We start from the raw sequence: 19,362 nt of genomic DNA on the forward strand, positions 1-19,362 counted from the left end.
AAAATACCTTTCCTGTCATTGCGAGCGGAGCGAAGCAATCCCAGGCGATTGCTTCGCTCCGCTCGCAATGACTACACAAATTTTGCATGAATTTTTACCCCCTAAAAAGGCACAAAGTCAACAGCCTAGATTCAGACCCCAACTGATTCAAGTCCACCAAAAAGTGGTGGGGGTCTTAAACCCTTGGGCGTTGCCGCACAACTTGGGGATGGGGAGACAATTCCCCAAGTCTCCTTGTCTCCCCATCACCTTGTCCTCTTCGATAATTAATAACAAATGACTAAAAGTTATTTCTCATTTCCCGTATCCGCGCAAAGGTTTGCACTGCATCGCTACTCTTAACAGTTAATTGTAATGATTGGTGATCCCAACGTAAAAAGGGATTTGTTCGCTTCTCCACTGCCAGCAACGAGGGGATGGTAGCTTCTCCTCGGCTACGGTAAGCTTTTACTTCATTGAAGCGTCTTTGTAAGTCGGTATTGTCGCCATCAACAGTTAGGGCAAATTGCAGATTTTTTAAAGTGTATTCGTGAGCACACCAGATGCGTGTATCATCGGGTAGAGAGCGCAGTTTGCTTAAAGAGTCTACCATTTGGCTCGGTGTTCCTTCAAACAAGCGACCGCAACCGCCAGAAAATAAGGTATCGCCGCAAAATAGGTCGCCTGTCTCACCAGGTTTTTCTGGGGGAAAGTAGTAAACGATGTGAGCGCGAGTATGTCCGGGAACAAAGATAACTTCAGCTATGCGGTCTGCAAACCCGACGCGATCGCCTTCTTGCAAAAACACCTGTTGACCGGGAATTCTACCACGATCTTCCGCTCCTCCATAAACTATCAGTTGGGGGAATTGTTCTATTAGTTGCTTATTACCACCTACATGATCGTTATGGTGATGCGTGTTAAAAATTGCTACTAATTCAGCTTTTAATTCTGCCAGTTTCTCTAATACTGGTAAAGACTCCGCCGGGTCAACAACGGCGGCAATATTTTGTTTATAGTCGTGTAGCAAGAATATGTAGTTGTCTGAGAGTGCTTCCAGACGGATTACCTGCATTACCTTTGCCTCCCTTACAACATAGATGTTTGGTATCGAGTAGCAATCTTAATTCTAAGCAAGTAACTAGGCTACTTGAATAAATTATTGTAATTATTTATACGTAAACTAGCACGAATGTAATGTTTTATTAACAGTTATGATAATATACAACCGTAGTTATACCGTAAACATACCACAACAAAAGAAAGTTTATCGGGATTTCTCCGTAAATTTTCTCTGGAAATAACCGCAAATATAAAGTTACATTTATCTGATCATTTCCTATTTTAATAATAGCAAAAAATCTATTTAATTATAGTAGATATTTACTTTGAGTCTGCTAGGTTTAATAGAATTTAAATTCTATTATGTTTATAACTTGGCATCTTAAAGCTTAAGTCAATATTATAAATTTTTCTTTTTGAGGTTTTATACATGTTAGTAATCTCTGCAAAATCTGGACAGCTAGGCAATAGATTATTATTATCTGCTCATTTTATAGCATTTGCATGTGAAAATAATTTTACAGTTTTAAACCCAGCATTTGAAGAGTATGCTGATTTTTTTGAGTCAACATCTCAAGATTTTTTATGTCGCTACCCTTCTAGCAAATTTTCAATTCCAGCAAATAAATTGCTACGTAAATACTACTATAAAATAAACCGTTATTTAGCCGAAAGTGGACGCTTTAACATAATTGAGATTAAGCGCAATCAGCCCTTTAGCTGGGGCAATTTAAGCATTACAAAAGAGTTGAAGCCAGAAAGTATCAACTTTTTTCAAGGGTGGATATTTCGTGATGGATGGTTTGTAAATGATCTATCAAGTTTACAAAAACATGGGGAAAAAATTCGTGCTTACTTTCAACCTTTAAAGAACTATCAGTTAAATGTAACAAAACTCATATCCAACATTCGTAGCCAGACTGATGTGCTCATTGGAGTCCATATCCGTCATGGGGATTATCAGCAACATCAAAATGGTAGATATTTTTATTTAGTTGAAGATTATTTAAAGGTTATGGAATCAGCACAAATGCTATTTCCTAATAAAAAAGTGACATTTTTGATTTGCTCAAATCAGAAACAAAATGACGAATCTTTTCAACATTTATCTTATATTTATGGCAATAATCATATAATTGAGGACATGTATTCTTTCGCTGAATGTGATTATATTATTGGCCCTCCTAGTAGTTATACTATGTGGGCATCATTTTACGGTGAGCGACCGCTTTACATGATTAGGGATGTGAATAAAACGTTAAAAATCGAAGATTTTGTCCACTTTTATCAATGGCAAGGAGTTTTTTACTATAACGAAGACTGGAGTAAAACTTTTTGGGAATGGACACATTAAATTAGTTTGACAAACAAGGATGAAAAATAATAATTATTTAACTTAGTTATGAAAAACGAAACTAGAGGATTTATTACAATTTTAACGGGACTTTACCCTTTTCAAGATTGCATTCACTTTTTAGCGGCAGTTAGAAAGTTTCATCAAGAACCAATAATCATTTTAATTGATCAGGTTCCAAGAACTCTCTATCCTTTTTTAAAGACTTTCAAAAATGTAATTTTAAAGCCTGCTCCTGCAAATCAAAATACTGTTTTAGCATCACGGCAAGCAAAACTGGCTCTATATGCAGCCTCTGAATTTGATAAAACTATTTACTTAGATTCAGATATTTGCTTACTTTCCGATCTCAACGACGTATTTGAGTATTTGGATGAATATGATTTGCTATTAACTGAAGATGTGCAACCTTCTATTGTTAAAGCTACAAATTTACTACGGGGAAAGCAAGAAGACATTTTGCCTAATGTTTTGCAAATACTGCAATCTATCGGGTTCCCTTTGCAAGCAGATAGTGTGCAATATAATAGCGGTTTGATAGCTTTTAGGAAAACAGAAATCAACAAGGTATTTTTTGACGAATTTAAACGTTATTTTGAAATTGTGAAAACCAATCAAGATAAATTACTTTTAAAAGATCAAGGTGCTTTTGCTTCTGCGATCGCATCTGTAAGCCCTAACATGAAAATACTACCACCTACCTATAATTATCTCACTAAATGGGAGGATGCTTATAATATTCAGGATAAAATTAAAGTTCTTCACTGTACCTATCCTTATCGACCTCAATACGCTAAAAACATTACCCGTTCTTTGTACACAAGGGTATTTGACAGATTTGCTAAAGTATTTTTACCCAATCAAGTTACAAATCCCTGGCGCAAGAAATGACATCTTCTTATGAATATATGTACAAGCCTTTTCCCTGTATTGCATTATGAAGAATTTTAAATATTTATCAATATTTAAATTGCGAATTTACAGGAGGAAATATCAAAATTGAAAGTTTCATTAATTGTTGGTGATTTATCTGGAGGCGGAAGTATTCGAGCCTTTTTACTAGCTCAAGTACTGCAAAGCCTCAATTATGAAGTAGAGGTTGTTGGTTTTATTTATGGTAAAGAACTGTATGCTATTCCTCCGTCTGGCATTTCAGTTGTTTCTCTTCCAGGTACAAATTATCCAGAATTTCTGATATCTGCTCGTCAACTTTTGCAAAAAATAGATGGAGATATTATTTATGCAGTAAAACCAAAGTTTACAAGTTTTGGACTATCGCTACTGAAAAAATTTATTGGTCATCGTCCTTTAATTTTAGATATGGATGACTGGGAACTCAGTTGGCACGGAGGTGATGAGTGGAAATATCGTCCTAGTCTTAAGCAATTTTATCGTGACATTTTTAAGAAAAATGGCGCATTAAAATTTCCAGATCATCCACTCTATCTCAAGTGGATAGAAAACTTAGTAGCAAAGGCAGATGCAGTAACAATAGATACTGACTTTTTGCAAAAACGCTTCGGTGGTGTTTACGTACCTAATGGTAAAGATACTGCAATGTTTGACCCCCAAAAGTATGATTCTGAAACTAGCAGAACGTATTACGGTCTTTCTGAGTATCGAATTCTCATGTTTCCGGGGGCACCACGACCTCACAAGGGGGTTGAAGACATTCTAATGGCGCTCGATTTGCTAGATGAGCCAGATTTAAGATTAGTGATTGTGGGTGGTAGTCCTTACGATGATTATGACGATAAATTGATTCAAAAGTGGGGGCGTTGGATTATTAAATTACCCAGGTGCTCTGTAGAATTAATGCCTAAAGTTGTAGCATCTGCTCACATTGTAGTTGTTCCCCAGCGAGATACTTTGACTGCTCGCGCTCAGTTCCCCTTAAAGTTGACAGATGGAATGGCAATGGCTAAACCTGTATTATCGACGTGCGTTGGAGATATTCCCAAAATTTTAGGTAATACTGGTTATTTAGTCGAGCCTGCTTGTCCCGAAAAGCTTGCTGAACAAATACAACTGATTTTTCAGGATTTAGATTCAGCACAGCAGCAAGGTATCAAGGCAAGAGAAAGATGTGTGGAACTCTATAGCATAGAGACTATGGGTTCTGTGCTCAAGTCGATAATTGCTCGGTTGTAAATCTTGATTGAGGTTTGATTTATTTGATGGTTAGTAAATTTGGCAAGTAAATTGTGAATAATACTAATAAATAAAAGTTGCATAAAAATACCCAATGTCTACCAGAAAACTATTATTAAGATTTGCTAAACCCTATCCAGGTTTAATTTTGCTAACAATATTGTTAGGATTTTCTGGAGCCTTATTTAATGGAATTAGCACAGCTTTAATTGTGCCAGTAATTTTAAAAATTGTGGGGCAAGAAGTAGATTTAAGTTCTGCCCCTCCCATCCTAAAAAGGTTGATATCTCCCTTTGACAATACCCCAGAATCTTACCGGATAGTAGTAATGGCTGGGACGATTCTATTCACAATTTTTTTAAAAAACTTAGCTACTTATGCCAGCTCCTTGGCATCAAGTTCTTTAACCCGAAAGCTGACATCGGATATGCGCGAAACCGGATTAAAGCTATTACTAGAAGTTGATATAGATTATTATGCCAAAACCAAGGTTGGTGATTTAATAAACCGTCTTGGTGGAGAAATTGGTCGGGCTGCAAGTGCTATAGGTAGTACAGTCAAGATAGTTATCTTGGGAATCACAATTTTAGTTTTTGTCGGCTTATTACTGTCAATATCTTGGCAGTTGACAATTGCTTCTACGTTTTTGCTGTTCTTGGTGACGTTAATAAATCAGTATGCCATTTCTAAGTCGAGAACTTTTGGTAAGCAACTGAGTGAAATGTCTAGAGCATATTCAATCTCAGTGCTTGAGACTTTGAACGGAATCCGACTGGTAAAGGCGACGGGAAATGAAGAAAAAGAATATCAACGAATTCAAAAATTAATTCGCGATCGCGAGTTAGCAGATTTCCAATCTCAGGTTAATTCGGAAGCGATCACACCTTTGAGCGAGGTGATGGGTATTACAGCTTTACTGCTGATAGTACTTTTGAGCAAAACCTTCTTTGCTGGCCAGGTTTCTTCTCTTTCCACCGTACTTTTAACATATCTATTAGTGCTGCTGCGAGTGCTGCCATTAATTTCTCAGTTAAATAGTATTCGCAGTAACTTTGCCAGTACCGCCGCCAGTGTAGATGTGGCAAATGAATTTTTAAGTCTCAATGATAAGCCGTTCATGGATAAGGGTAAGCTTCCCTATACAAAATTACAAAAGGGCATATCTTTTAATTCTCTTCGCTTTGCCTACCCTGGTCATGAAAAAATGGTACTCAAAGATGTAAGTTTATTTTTACCACATGGCACGACCTTAGCATTAGTAGGCAGTTCTGGTGCTGGTAAATCCACATTAGCAGACCTTTTGCCCAGATTCTATGACCCAATAGCTGGCAGTATTACCATTGACGGTAATGATTTGCGGGAGTTCGATGTTGTATCGCTGCGAAAGCGAATGGGGATTGTTAGTCAAGATACTTTTCTTTTTAATGACTCGGTGCGAAATAATATCGCTTATGGGCGAGAAGAGGCTACAGAAAATGAAATTATGACAGCAGCCAAGCGGGCAAATGCTTATGAGTTTATTAGCAAATTGCCTCAAGGATTTGACACCTTGATTGGCGATCGCGGCGTAATGTTATCTGGTGGACAAAGGCAAAGATTAGCGATCGCCCGCGCCTTGCTCCAAAATCCAGATATTTTGATTTTAGATGAAGCTACCAGCGCTTTAGATACCGTTTCCGAACGCTTAGTACAATCTGCACTTGATGAATTGAGTCGCGATCGCACAACCCTCGTAATTGCTCACCGCCTTTCCACAGTCCAAAAAGCCGATCAAATTGCCGTATTAGATCAAGGACAGGTGGTAGAAGTAGGAACCCATGATGAACTATTACCAAAAGGTGGTTACTACTCACATTTGTACTCAATGCAATTTAGCGATCAGCCTAACAAAGACTTAATTCAAACAAAAGTTTCTAAGGCAATGCGCCTAAACTCAAAGAAATTTGTTGAACATCCTGAAGCCGCTACTAAACACAAGCAAAGCTTGCTCCGCATCTCTCACGAAATTCGGACACAGTTGAACTCAATGATTGGCTTCCTGCACTTATTACTTGACGAGCTAGTAGACAATTCGCAAGAACAGCAGCAATTAATTGAAGATTCTTACAAATCAGCTTGGAGAATTCTCAACACCATAGATGTTTTTAACGATGTTATTAACTTGCAAACAAAGGAGGAATATATCTCAATTTCTGAAGAAAATCAAGATATTATAAGCAGCTATTATCAGACGTTTAATCATCTCTCTAGTAAGTTTCGGGCTTCTCTCAATCTCATACTTGGCTCTCTCCGCTCTCTAACTGATAATTTGATATACACCCCAGAAGAACAAAAGGGATTAATTACTGAAAGTTATGAATCTGCTATATCTCTGCTCGAAAATTTAGAAAAATTTGAAAATAGTATTAATATCTAAATTTATGAAAAACCCTAATTTTAAAAAACACTATATTTTCTTCATTGGTGAAGAATTGCCGCAGCCAGAGGCTCACCTAGTGCAGTCTACAAATGCAGCTAACGGCGCTGCCAACTTGGGATACTCAACAGTTTTGGTATATCCTGAAAAAGGAGCAAAAGCTATTAATCCGGCTAATTTAGCTCGTCCTTTTCAACCGAGAAAAACACCAACAGAACTGAGCAAATATTACAACCTCCATGATAAGTTAAAAGTTGCTCCTTTACCTATGCCTTGGCCGATTGACCATTTTCGGAGCAAATTTACTGATTCTAACACCATTGCCAGCAAGTATTATTTACCATTTCACATACTTCCAACTACTAAAATTGTCCACAGTCGCAACTGGAATTTTGTTAAAGCTGCCATCAAAAATGGCGTTCCAGCAATTTATGAACACCACCATCACGAAGACAAACCATTTGAGCCAGAAATTGTTAAAAATCCGCTATTGCAAATTGCTGTCACCGTTGTAGACACCATCCGCGAAAGCATGATTAAAAATGGGATGCCACCAGAAAAACTGATTACACTGCACAATGGTTTTAATCGCCTATTTATGGAGAGACAACCAGAAAAAGCAGTCGAATGGCGTCAAAAACTATTGCAAGATGAAAGCCAAAAATTGGTAGTTTATGCGGGGGCTTTACAGCAATTCAAAGGTATTGATGTATTAATTGATGTAGCTCAAGAAATACCTAATGTGCAATTTGTTTGTGCCGGTGGTAAGCCTAAAGAAGTCGAATATTATCAGCAATTAGTAAAAGAAAAACAAGTTTATAATATTAAATTTTTGGGCTATATATTACATAATGATTTAGCATCTTTGCTACAAGCAGCCGATGTTTTAGCTCACCCTCATTGTTCAGGAAAAGCGGCAACTTTCACATCTCCTTTAAAGCTGTTTGACTACTTCGCTTCTGGAACTCCCATTGTATCGACAGAAATTCCATCATTAGTTGAATTTCAAGCTACTCAAGCGATCGCTGCTTGGTGTGAACCAGATAACCCCAGCAAATTTGCTGAATGTCTAAAGCGGGTTTTAGAAACTCATCCCAGAAAGATAGAAGGTTATTCAGATAGTATTAATTTTGTTAAGCAGTTCTCTTGGGAAAATAGAGCGGCAAAAATACTGAGTTATGTTGATGAATCTCTGTTACCTCCATTTATCACATAAGGAACAATGAAGGAGATTAGGTAAAAGAACAAATGACAAATGACAAATAACTAAAATGACTATTACAACTGTAGGCATGATAAGCAGCTATCGAGGTTTAGAAACTAGAGCCGATTGGCTGTGGCAACAAACTCCAAATCAATTTGGAGCTTGGGGCAATATCCAAATGCAAGCATTGACAGCCAAACCAGATTTTCTGCTGATGTATCAATTTGATTTTCCCCAAGCAGCGCCACAAACATCTTGGTTAGATAGTTTTCGTAAACAGCAGCAAAAATCAGTAGTAAATTTTGATTCTCTACTGCGTGATGTAAGTAAAGATCGGATTATTTATTTACTAAGAGAACCACCTCTAGATGAAATTATAGAAATCACTAATCATAATTATCAACAAGCCCAAAAGTATTGCGGTTACGTTTCTGGCCCAGATGATTTTGCCCCCACTCCTGACTATATGCCTGCTATTTGGTATCACTCAAATTCATTTCAAGATTTAAATGAAATGCCGCCTCCCCAAAAGGTTGCTCCATGTAGTTGGATTACTTCAGGAATTAGCCGCACTGTCAACCATCGCCAGCGTTTAGACTTTTTGCAGTCTCTACAATCTAGTGGTATTAAATTTGATTTGTATGGGCGTAACTTACCACAATGGGCGAAAAAGTCAGGAGAACTGGGTAATAAGTGGTATGGCATGGCACCGTACTATTACAATCTAGCAATTGAAAATTATGCTGATAATAATTGGTATGTAAGTGAGAAACTTTGGGATAGTTTACTTGCCTGGTGTCTACCAATTTACTATGGGGGGCCGGCTGCTGATAAATTATTGCCACCAGGTAGTTTCTTGCGATTACCCAGTTTAGATGAAAAAGGCATTGCCTACATCCAAGAAGTGACAGCTACGCCTGATGCTTGGTATGCTGCCAAAGATGCGATCGCAGAAGCACGTCAAATCATTTTACACAAATTAAATCTGCTTAACTGGTTGTCAAACTTTGTTGATCAACACTCATAAATTATGAATGGTATTTGTACCCTTGCCAATGATTATGTTTTCGATCAACTGGTGGCTCTACTCAACAGTATTGATGTGATATTGGGGCATGAAACGCCTGTTTGTATCTATCCTTTCGATGATCAGACACAGCGAATTGCGGATGAAATAGCTAAACGTCCTAATGTATTTCTTTACGATAATCAAGAATCAATTAATCGCTGGGATCAATTTATGCTCTCAGCAGCACCGGAACGATTGAATCGCAGTAAATTCCGTTTGTATGGCGCTCACCGTCGTTTTTGTGCGTTTGATGGGCCATTTGATAAGTTTATCTATTTAGATGCAGACACTTTGGTGATGAACTCTCTGGCGGCGGTGTTTGAAAAGTTAGATAATTATGATTTTGTTGTCTACGATTTTCAATTTAAAGATGTTAGTAAAATATACAATGTTAATTCTCCTAAATTACTAAAAATTTTCGAGCAAAATCGCATTGATTCCGAAATATTTTGCTCAGGCTTCTTTGGCTCAAAGCGGGGCATATTTAACTTAGAACAAAGAGATTTGCTGATATCCCATTTACAAAATGGTGAAGCAGAAATTTTGTACGAAGGGGCTGGTGAACAACCACTAATAAATTACATGGTAATGAGGTCTAATCTTTCTATTTATAACTTTGCTCAACAATTACCAGATAATCAAAAAACTGGATGTTCTGCCACATCTAAGCACTTTGAAGAACAAGAACATATTCTCTATGACAAAGGCAATCGATTAACTTACATTCATTACATTGGTATTCCTCCTAATATCAATCAAGCAGTATGTGCTGGAGAAAATATTGAGTTTCCATATCGAGATTTATTTCTCTATTATCGTTATTTACGCGAACCACAAAAACGTCCAGTCTTTACAAATCCTCCTAAAAATTATAATGACGCTCCAAGGTCAAATTTACTTACAAGAGCTTTGCGAAAACTTAGGTTAATTAACCAAGGATAATTTATGACTAGGGGCATTTATATTGTTGCCAATGACCGGGTTATTGATAATGCGATCGCTTTACTCAATAGCATTCGTTACTATGACCCAGAAGTTACCGTTTATCTCATACCTTTTAATGAAAATTATCATAAAGTAGCAGAGCAGCTTGCTACCTTACATAAAGTGCAAGTTTTTCCAGATTTAGAACTTATTGATACATTCACCAAACGCATCGGAGAAATTTTTGATCGAAATTTCCTTGCCTTACCCAACAAAATGCGTAAACTCGTGGCGTGGTTTGGGCCTTTAGATGACTTTATTTATATTGATACAGATATTGTCGTTTTTGAAAAAATCGCCGACAATTTAGACAAACTTTCAGAAGTCGATTTCTTCTGTTGTGATTACCATCATGCCAATGATAAGTTGCGAAATATCTTTTCTCCATTTGTGAAAGAGCAGCAAATTTTTTCAGATGCCCAACTTGAAGATGTTTTCAATAGCGGTTTTTGGGCTTCCAGAAAAGGAACTATTACCGAACAACAGATGGATGAAGCTTTGCGCGAATGTGCTGCACATCGGGAATATTTCGACTTTTCTGAAGGAGTTACAGACCAACCCATTTTAAATTATCTTGTTCTCAAGTTGATTTCCAAACGTGGTAATCTCGTCAAAATTCCTGGAGGAGGGCCTGGGAGTTGGGCAGGTTCGCAAAATTTCCAACAGCAAGACTATGCCCTTTATGACCGAGGACAACGACTAAAATACCTGCACTGGGCTGGTACACGGATGAAAATTGGTAGTCCATATTGGCAATTGTGGGAACATTATCGTTATCTTCATGAGGGTAAATTTGCCTTCATCCCCAAACTGACTCGTCGTTTATTTCCCTTTGTTGCTGCCCGTACTTAATATTAGGAGTATCCCAATGATTGATGGCATTTATATCCTAGCCAATGATGTCGTCTATGACCAATTAGTTGCATTGCTCAATAGTATAGAAGCTAATGCTGGTAGGAAAATTCCTATTTGTATACTTCCATACAATGATCGATTAGACAAGGTAAAGGCAGAGATTGCATCTAGAGATAATGTCAGCTTATTTGAAGACTCTAATTCCATCGCTTATTGGGATAACTTTGCCACTCAGATATGGAAAAATTACCCCAGAGCGCAAAAAACTTGGCGAGAGTGGGGCTTTCCAGAACTCTATGAGCTACCAATGCATCGCAAATTTTGTGCTATTGATGGCCCATTTGATAGATTTATTTATTTTGATGCAGATACCTTGTTAATGCGGCCCGTAGATTACGTGTATGAAAAATTAGATAGCTACGATTGGGTAGTCAATGATTTTCAATATAAATCTGACTTAAAATTTATTTTTGATGGCTCACCTGAGCAGATGCAGCAAGTTTTCAACTCAGATAACTTCCAATCTAAAGTATTTTGTGCTGGTTGGTTTGCAACTAAGAAAAATATTTTTTCTCCAGCAATAAGAGCCGACTTAATAAAAAAATTAACATCAGGTGAGGCAGATGTTATGGCCTTTTTAGCACCTGACCAATCTTTATTTAACTACATGGTGCTGAGAAGTGGAATTTCCTATTATAACTTTGCTTTTCATGACTGCAAACAGTCAACTGGTAATCACTGGAGTTCTCAATTTGATGTAGTAGATAACGTCCTTTACGACCAAGGGCGGCAGCTAACATATCTGCACTATATGAGTATAAGTTCATCAAACTTTACTCAACTTTGCGCTGGTGAAGATGTTAATATTCCATATCGAGATGTGTTTTTGCATTATAGGTATTTAAAGTCGCCAGAACAAAGGCTTAAAAGCTTTAAGCGTCAGAGTCCATTGATACGTCTGCAAAAGAATACTACAAGTTTTTTAAATCAAAAAGTCAACAATATTAAGCTGAACTATCGTAATTTCAAGGATAGAATTACTAAATAATTAAGCCAAACTTGACTTAAAAGTTGTTGAATTTGTAGTTTATCTATTGCCCAATTATCGGTAATAAAAATCAAAGTCTTTCAAAGTTAAAATTCTTAAACGCAATAAATTATATAAATACTTAATAATTTTATTGCCTTTAAATATAATTCTCTGCCCAATAAAGCGTTCGGGGTATTCTAACTTTGTTTGTTGCTCAAAATATATTGCCATATCCTCCATTTTCGACTCTCCCTTTTTGATTTTGACGAATTCGATTCTATTTTTAAAGAAAGAGATACCCTCCATTGCACTCCATCTAACTGGTAAACCTGCTTTAGCAGCTGCTAAACCTATTGCATTTCCTTCGCAGTCATACAGTCCATTTAGCTCACAATAAGATGCCAGAACTTCCCACTGTTTGAGAAATTCCATTTCCTTTCCAGAGTCTTTTGTAACTGCAAATAAGTATTCATAAACAAAGTTAATATTTTCATTTTCTAGTTCTAGATTTAACTTTGAAGCGGCCTTTTTAGCCACTTTAAACTCTTTCAGAAGTCTGGTATCAGGATTGCCAGCTAGAACTCTAGCATACTTTTTGGTCATGTTTTCACAACCCCTCGCCGTTATTCCTGGCATTGAAATGCATTTCAGATTTTGTGGAACTGGCGCTAATATTCGCATATCTGCATCAATGAATATGCATGAATTAAATAGAGATAAACCCTTGGCTATTGCAAATCTTTTGTCATGGTAAACCTTAACACTTTGTTGTCTATGCTTAAATGCCAAAACGTTAGGTTGTTGGTTAAAGTCGCTAGGACAATCAGTTAAAATAACAAAAGAGCTATTAGGTGAATATTTTTCGATATCTTTTGCTAATAACAATGCAAGATTACGATAGTTCTTACCACATGCTAAAGTACAAAAACAAAATCCTTTTTTTTCTTGAGTCATAGCTTTTTACGCTCCTTCTAATTAAATAGAAATTTGCAAAGCTAAAATTATAAACAAAGTCGTGTATACTTTGAGTCATAAGTACTATCTCTTTACCAGAGATACTGGGAATGCAAATTTCAGGATTTGTACGTAATCTTAACGCAATTAAATCTTGTATTTATAAAATTTTAGTACAAAACAAGTATTCACCACTAGCTAATGATTTCGTTTTTAGTAGAATATCATTGCTGGCGGTGAGTATTTACGGTAATTTGTATGTAGGTGAAGCGTTCTACTATCTAAGAAAAAGAATCTAAATCTAGAGATTGCATACCTTCGCGTTCTATAAAGGTCATCATACTTCCCAACTGCAACCAAACTAATAAACAAGTAAAGAGACTAATTGGTAAACCGACTCCTAAAGCTAAGGAAGTGGGAAAACCAAATATTGCTAAACCTGAAGACAGAAATAGACAAGTGCCAGCAGTTATACCGATAAATGGCACAAGTAATTCTTTGAGTGAGGAACGCGGTTTAGTATTTTCTGTACGATCGCTTGGCCATTTCTCTACAATTACTTTCAAAGTGCCAGATAATGCCAAACCAGATGTTAATGCTGTCAAAAAGCCAACAAGTAATAGAAAATAAGGCGGTTGCAGAGGAAAATAGTACATGAAAACTCCTGATTTATATTAAAAATTTTTAGTTTTTGTTTGTTGACTGGTTCCCAGGAAAAGGCGCAAGAAATGTAGTTTTTGGCAGGATAGCAGCTGCGCCTTCCCTTGATAAGTCTGTTAAAATTCCGATCGCTACATTTAGTAAACGATCCGGTTTTATGTCATCTTTAACCAGATTCCATAGGCGTTGGACATCTTCGGTATGGAGGCGGTCATCTTCGGTGAGAGCAAGCACCAGCTGTCGCCGCAGAAATTTACCTTCTTCCGAAATTAAATATTGGAACCCCATCTGGGCTGTCGGCAATACATCAAAGTTGTTATCGGTACGAGCGATCGCAATCAAATCCTCTAATCGCTGCCACTGAAATTTACCATCTTTAAACAACACATTCAATAATCGTCGCCGTAATGCGGGCGATTCCCCTGTCAGCAACCGCCGTGCTATATAGGGATAACCTACTTCAACAATTTTGAAATCTGGGTTGAGGCTAAGGGCAATACCTTCTTGAGTCACCAAGGAACGAATAATCAAAGCAAACTTCGCCGGGACTCGGAAAGGATATTCATACATCAGTTCCGAGAATTCATCGGTAATAGTTTTGAAGTTAAAATCCTTGACATTTTTGCCAATGGCGTTTCCCAGCACCGCTTCTAATGCTGGCACAATTGGACAAATATTCGTGTCTGGAGTCAGAAATCCTAATTTTACAAAATCTTCGGCTAAGTCGGTGTAGTCTTTATTCACCAAATGCACCAGTGCATCGACCAGTGTCTCTTTGGTGGTTTCCTCCAACTGATCCATCATGCCGAAGTCAATATAAGCCATCCGACCATCGGGTACAGCAAACAAATTGCCGGGATGAGGATCAGCATGAAAGAAGCCGTGTTCTAAAAGCTGTTGCAAACCTGAAGTCACGCCAATTTGGATAATCGCTTCTGGATCTAAACCTGCTTCCCGGATGCGTTTAGTATCTGTCAACTTGAAGCCGTCAATCCATTCCAGGGTTAAAACGTGGGTATTGGTATAACGCCAATAAATTCCTGGAACTTTAACTTGAGGGTCATTGCGGAAGTTGCTAGCAAATTTTTCGGCGTTGCGGCCTTCATTTATATAGTCGATTTCCTCAAATAGCTTCGTGCCAAACTCATCCACGATTAAAGTTAGGTCGTGACCAAGATTGAGGGGTAACCAGGGAGCTACCCAACTCGCCCCCCACCGCAATAGATAAAGGTCACGGGTGAGAGTCGGGCGTAGGTTGGGGCGTTGCACCTTGACTGCGACTTCTTCACCGCTAATTAGACGACCACGGTATACTTGACCCAAGCTAGCTGCTGCTACTGGGCTAGGCGATAGTTCGCTAAAGCTTTCATGAATGGGACAGTCTAGTTCAGTTTCGATAATTTTGTAAGCGATCGCATTATCGAAAGGTGGTAACTGATCTTGTAACTTGATCAGTTCTTCTAGAAAGTCCTTACGTATTAGGTCAGGTCTTGTAGAGAGGGCTTGACCAACTTTAATAAAGGTCGGGCCGAGGCGGGTGAGCAGTTCTCGCAACTGGATAGCTCGTTTACCCTTGTTCTGCTCAACTTTATCTTGCCATTCATCCCACTTGAGGCTGAGGAGAAATCCCGCAAAAGAAGAGATAATTCTCAGGAGTCGCCCCCAGGCTAGCCAGGGACGGTAACTATAGTAGCGAGCGATCGCCTCTGGATTATAGAGTTTTAGCAGAGCAGGTTGATACTGACCCACGCCTTTATTTGCCTCTTCAACTGAAAAATTTACAATGATTGTTTTTCTCCTAACCCACAAGTGAGTTGCAAGTTCAGGATAGCGGTAGTCTTTTATCTAAAACAACATAGAACTCTACCCTTTTGGGATACTGTTCGGGGTGATTTTAGCATCTGTTACTGCCTAAGATTTGTTTATCTTTTTCTTAATTATACTTTATAAAACTACAACTACTTATCAAGCTTTCAGAGGATTTTATCTTTTCTTAACTATTATTTATAAAAATATAAATATCTACCTGTGTCTGAATTATGCAAATTTAAATAAGCTGGGATCAGAAGTAACTTTATTTACTAACACTTCTGGAAGTAGTAGTACTATTACTGTCTTGAATTTAATCTTCGTTACTATTCCCGCGTTGGAATAAGTTCCAAGGCTAATAGCTCAAGTCTTCTCAAGAGGACTAAATACAAAATTTTCAGCCATGTAGAAGGCTATCTTATAGCAATTCTCAATCGAGTAGATATAGAACCCCACCCCCAACCTTCTCTAAGAGCAAGCTCTTCCCTTGCACCTCATTTGATTAGGAAAAGCTATATGTAAAACGGAAAGTTTCAGTCTACTTGAGTGGACTTTAGCTATCAGCCTAGAACTTAAGTTCTGGGCGGGATATCGGATGAGCGCGACACTTTGACTGTTACAAAAATATGGGTAATTATTATTTATAATTACTATAAATTTGGTAATTGGTAGTCATTTTGTCACACTTACCAATTACCAATTAGCTACTTTTAACCATCGTGCAATGCTATTTAGATTTTGCCTCCAAGTTCTCTAAACGGCTTCTTAATTCCTGATTTTGTTGTTTGAGTTGGTCGAAATCCTCACGCAATTGACGTAGGGTTTTTTCTGAACCAATATTCTTTTGCACCTTAGAAATTTCTTCTTCAGCATAGCGACGTACACGCCCATCGGCTGTTTGTTCAACTAGCGATCGCAAAATTCCCACTGCTTTGGGTGTTTCCATTTGTCCTAATGCTGCTGCTACCGCCACTTGCGTTAAAAAGAAGGTTTCTTTCGCTAGTTCTGTTAATTTTTCTAAAATCCGTTCCAAATTAACCGGACTTTGACCTACAGAAATCTTTCCTAAAGCGCGAATTGTGGCTAAACGTAAGGGTTGTGGTACACCGAGCTTGGTGTATTCGATTAGCAAATTTAAAGCTGCTTCCGAAGTTTTGAATTCAGCTAAACCCGCAACTGCACCACTCCGAACGACTTCATTCCAACCCGCCTTTTCTTCTAAAACGGATTTTAGCAGCTTTAATACCTTGTCTTCCTTGGGCTTTTCTTCCAAGTTTGCCGAAGCGATCGCCCCGATCACACGAGAAGCTGCTGCTTCCACATAATAGCTAGGATCGCCCTTTTGTACTAACCCTCTCACAGCTTTATAGCTTTCAGCAGTTTTGATTTGAGCAAGTGCTTCCACTACAGATCGTCGCACGTAAGCATTTTTATCTTTTAACCCAAGAACTAAGCCATCAAAGGCTTGATCTAAATTAATTTGTGCTAGTTGTTTCGCCGCTTCCACACGCACACCCCACAATGGGTCATTTTTTAGCGATGTAGATAGTGCAATAGTAGCTTCTAATCCACCTTTTTTCGCTAAAGCTGCTGCTGCGTAAATACGTGAAATCGGGTCGGGATCAAATTCTAACTGTGCTTTTAACTCTGATATTGGATACTCTAATGCTACTGTTTTCAGATAATTATTCTCAACATCAAAGCTGATAAATTGGGGCTTATTTTCTAAGGGGAAGTAGAAGCTTTGTTCACGTTCATTTACCCGCACTACAAAAGTTTTTAGTTGTGAGTTAAGAGTGCTAAGTTTTCCCTTACTTCTAACTCCTGACTCCTCACTCCTAACTTCTTCCTGTTGGGTATAGCCAAAACCAATAGGTATTTTTAAATCAAACAAATCTTTACTGCCATCTTTACCTTCAGCAGCTTGGGTTTGAGTTACCGTAATCTTTGCCAAATTAGCATCCCCATCCCAAGAGTAAGCTACTTTAAAATCGGGATGACCACCACGAAAAACGTATTGGTCAAAGAGGAATAAAAGATTACGTCCGGTAGCTTTTTCAATCGCCCTGAGTAAGTCTACTGTTTCTACGGTTTTGTGGGCATTATCTTGAACAAATGTTTGGATAGCCTGCCAAAACAACTCATCTCCTAATTGGGCCCGAATCATGTGATAAACACAAGATCCTTTTTCGTAAATGTGGCGATCGTAAAGCTCAATAGCTTCCCGGTAAACATGTGTTACCATCGGGCGACGATAGCGACTGCTATCTTCACTTAAGTAACGACGAGCTTCTAATAAACGATAATAAGCTGCTTCTTCTAGACTATATTCCTGTTCTGTCCACATCACCTCAGAATAGGAAGCCATGCCTTCCTTAATCCAAGCATGAGACCAATGCTTAATCACCACCAAATCACCAAACCACTGGTGCGCGAGTTCATGGACGACTAAACTTTCAGTATTGCGGTTATCTAAAGCGGCGCGTTCATCCAACAAGCATCTATCTGTTAATAGTGTTGTGGAGGTGTTTTCCATCCCGCCAAAGATGAAGTCATCGACGCAAACCTGGGCGTATTTTGGGAAAGGGTATGGATAGGCATACTTTTGGCTCAAAAATTCGATCATGCGGGGAGTTTTGCCCATGCTGCGTTTAGCATCTTCCTCCCGTCCCTTTTCCACGTAGTAGGTAACTGGTTTACCATTCCACTCATCCTGAATTTCGGCAAAGTCACCTATTGCCAAAGTCATCAAGTAGGTAGGATGAACTTGTTGCTGTGACCAATGGTAGATTTTGTAATCACCATCTTCTGTGGTGTTAATCAATTCGCCGTTGGAAATCGCCACCAGAGGGTTAGGGACACGAACGCGAATTTCTGAAGTAGACAGTTGTCCTGGGTAGTCAAAGCAGGGGAACCAAAAGCGAGAGTCTTCGTCTTCTCCTTGAGTCCAAACTTGAGTTGGCTTGTTTGGGTAGTGCTTGTCTGGTTGAATAAAGTAAAGACCGCGCTGCGGTTTTGCCACTGAATAAGCGATCGCAATCAGCAAGCGTTTACCAATTTGAGTGGCCTCAGCAAGTTGGATGGAAAGCTGTTCCCCGTCGTAGTCAAAGTTTTGTGGCACCTCGTCCACTTGGACAGACTCGATATTCAGGTTGACAGCATCCAAAGTCAAACGGTCAATGCCATTACGGATTGGTAAGAGGCGAATGCTACAATTGCCCTGATAGCTTTGCTTGGGTATATCCAAGCTGAGATCGAGAAAAATATGCTCTACCTGTCCGGGGCGATCGGGGTTGTAGTGTGGTCTTGCTCCCGGTAACTCAAAAGGTTTGTGTACGTTATTATCTGTATCAAAATAAGACTTCGACATTGATCCTTACTGACCTTGTAATCCTGAAAAGTCTGGCTTGGCTGGACGTAGTTAAGCAAAATAGCGGTGTCTAAATATATTTCCCAAATCAACAGGGCATTATGGAGGTGAGAGTTCCCTTTTGGGATTGGGGGATTAAAATTAATCTCACCGGAATTTCCGAAGATCTGCTGGCGATCCTTGGACTTTTTTCCATATCCCTCCCGCATTTACTTTTACTGATGTTTTGCACTTTTTTGTCATCGAGTCAAGAGTCTCTTGCACCTCGATAAATTTTTATTAAGTACAAACACTCCTAATTATTCTTATATAGGACTCTGATTTGATTTTTGAAAACATACTGAGACTGAAAAGCCTGTTTCTCAGGGTTTTATCTGAAATTTTGTTCACAAATCAGACAGGAGTCCTATAACTTAGGATAGCTTGCCTCTGTTGAGGAGGCTATTTTGTTTGAAATGAATAGCA

14 protein-coding genes are annotated in these 19,362 nt (G+C 38.4%); 9 read left to right on the forward strand and 5 right to left on the reverse strand.

Translation table 11 applies throughout. From position 1 onward, the window contains the following. Positions 1–280 precede the first annotated feature (280 nt). Positions 281–1,054, reverse strand: coding sequence for a hydroxyacylglutathione hydrolase (gene gloB / locus VE944_RS23745; RefSeq protein ID WP_324982820.1), 774 nt, complete (start codon positions 1,052–1,054; stop codon positions 281–283). A 417-nt stretch (positions 1,055–1,471) separates the two neighbouring features. Between gloB and VE944_RS23750 the strand changes: the two genes are divergently transcribed. From VE944_RS23750 to VE944_RS23790, 9 genes are all read left to right on the forward strand, one after another. Further along, positions 1,472–2,395: an alpha-1,2-fucosyltransferase gene (locus VE944_RS23750; protein ID WP_324982823.1), complete on the forward strand. Its 924-nt coding sequence runs from the start codon at positions 1,472–1,474 to the stop codon at positions 2,393–2,395. 48 nt (positions 2,396–2,443) lie between these two features. Continuing rightward, positions 2,444–3,286, forward strand: coding sequence for a hypothetical protein (locus VE944_RS23755; RefSeq protein WP_324982826.1), 843 nt, complete (start codon positions 2,444–2,446; stop codon positions 3,284–3,286). 108 nt (positions 3,287–3,394) lie between these two features. Further along, a complete protein-coding gene (locus VE944_RS23760; protein WP_324982829.1) occupies positions 3,395–4,546 on the forward strand; it encodes a glycosyltransferase family 4 protein in 1,152 nt (383 codons plus the stop codon). A gap of 94 nt (positions 4,547–4,640) precedes the next feature. Continuing rightward, positions 4,641–6,962 (forward strand): ATP-binding cassette domain-containing protein, encoded by a 2,322-nt coding sequence (locus VE944_RS23765; RefSeq protein WP_324982832.1) that lies wholly within the window; start codon positions 4,641–4,643, stop codon positions 6,960–6,962. A 4-nt stretch (positions 6,963–6,966) separates the two neighbouring features. Beyond that, a complete protein-coding gene (locus VE944_RS23770) occupies positions 6,967–8,178 on the forward strand; it encodes a glycosyltransferase family 4 protein (RefSeq protein WP_324982835.1) in 1,212 nt (403 codons plus the stop codon). A gap of 55 nt (positions 8,179–8,233) precedes the next feature. Next, on the forward strand, positions 8,234–9,193 hold the full coding sequence (locus tag VE944_RS23775; protein WP_324982837.1) for a glycosyltransferase family 10 domain-containing protein: 960 nt from the start codon (positions 8,234–8,236) through the stop codon (positions 9,191–9,193). A gap of 3 nt (positions 9,194–9,196) precedes the next feature. Next, positions 9,197–10,177, forward strand: a complete 981-nt coding sequence (locus VE944_RS23780) for an Npun_R2821/Npun_R2822 family protein (protein ID WP_324982840.1) — start codon at positions 9,197–9,199, stop codon at positions 10,175–10,177. Positions 10,178–10,180: 3 nt separating this feature from the next. Further along, complete coding sequence (locus VE944_RS23785; protein ID WP_324982844.1) at positions 10,181–11,071, forward strand: Npun_R2821/Npun_R2822 family protein; 891 nt, start codon at positions 10,181–10,183, stop codon at positions 11,069–11,071. A 16-nt stretch (positions 11,072–11,087) separates the two neighbouring features. Next, positions 11,088–12,122, forward strand: a complete 1,035-nt coding sequence (locus VE944_RS23790; protein WP_324982847.1) for an Npun_R2821/Npun_R2822 family protein — start codon at positions 11,088–11,090, stop codon at positions 12,120–12,122. Positions 12,123–12,176: 54 nt separating this feature from the next. Here VE944_RS23790 and VE944_RS23795 read toward each other — a convergent pair whose 3' ends face one another. From VE944_RS23795 to VE944_RS23810, 4 genes are all read right to left on the reverse strand, one after another. Next, positions 12,177–13,058 carry a hypothetical protein gene (locus VE944_RS23795; protein ID WP_324982850.1) on the reverse strand — a complete coding sequence of 294 codons (882 nt, stop codon included), beginning with the start codon at positions 13,056–13,058 and terminating at the stop codon, positions 12,177–12,179. A gap of 281 nt (positions 13,059–13,339) precedes the next feature. Continuing rightward, positions 13,340–13,714 carry a hypothetical protein gene (locus VE944_RS23800; RefSeq protein ID WP_324982853.1) on the reverse strand — a complete coding sequence of 125 codons (375 nt, stop codon included), beginning with the start codon at positions 13,712–13,714 and terminating at the stop codon, positions 13,340–13,342. A 28-nt stretch (positions 13,715–13,742) separates the two neighbouring features. Beyond that, complete coding sequence (locus tag VE944_RS23805; RefSeq protein ID WP_324982855.1) at positions 13,743–15,467, reverse strand: ABC1 kinase family protein; 1,725 nt, start codon at positions 15,465–15,467, stop codon at positions 13,743–13,745. Positions 15,468–16,254: 787 nt separating this feature from the next. Then, positions 16,255–18,897 carry a M1 family metallopeptidase gene (locus tag VE944_RS23810; protein ID WP_324982858.1) on the reverse strand — a complete coding sequence of 881 codons (2,643 nt, stop codon included), beginning with the start codon at positions 18,895–18,897 and terminating at the stop codon, positions 16,255–16,257. Between the last annotated feature and the right edge of the window lie 465 nt (positions 18,898–19,362).

It is taken from the genome of Nostoc sp. (assembly GCF_035638895.1).
Classification (GTDB): domain Bacteria; phylum Cyanobacteriota; class Cyanobacteriia; order Cyanobacteriales; family Nostocaceae; genus Nostoc.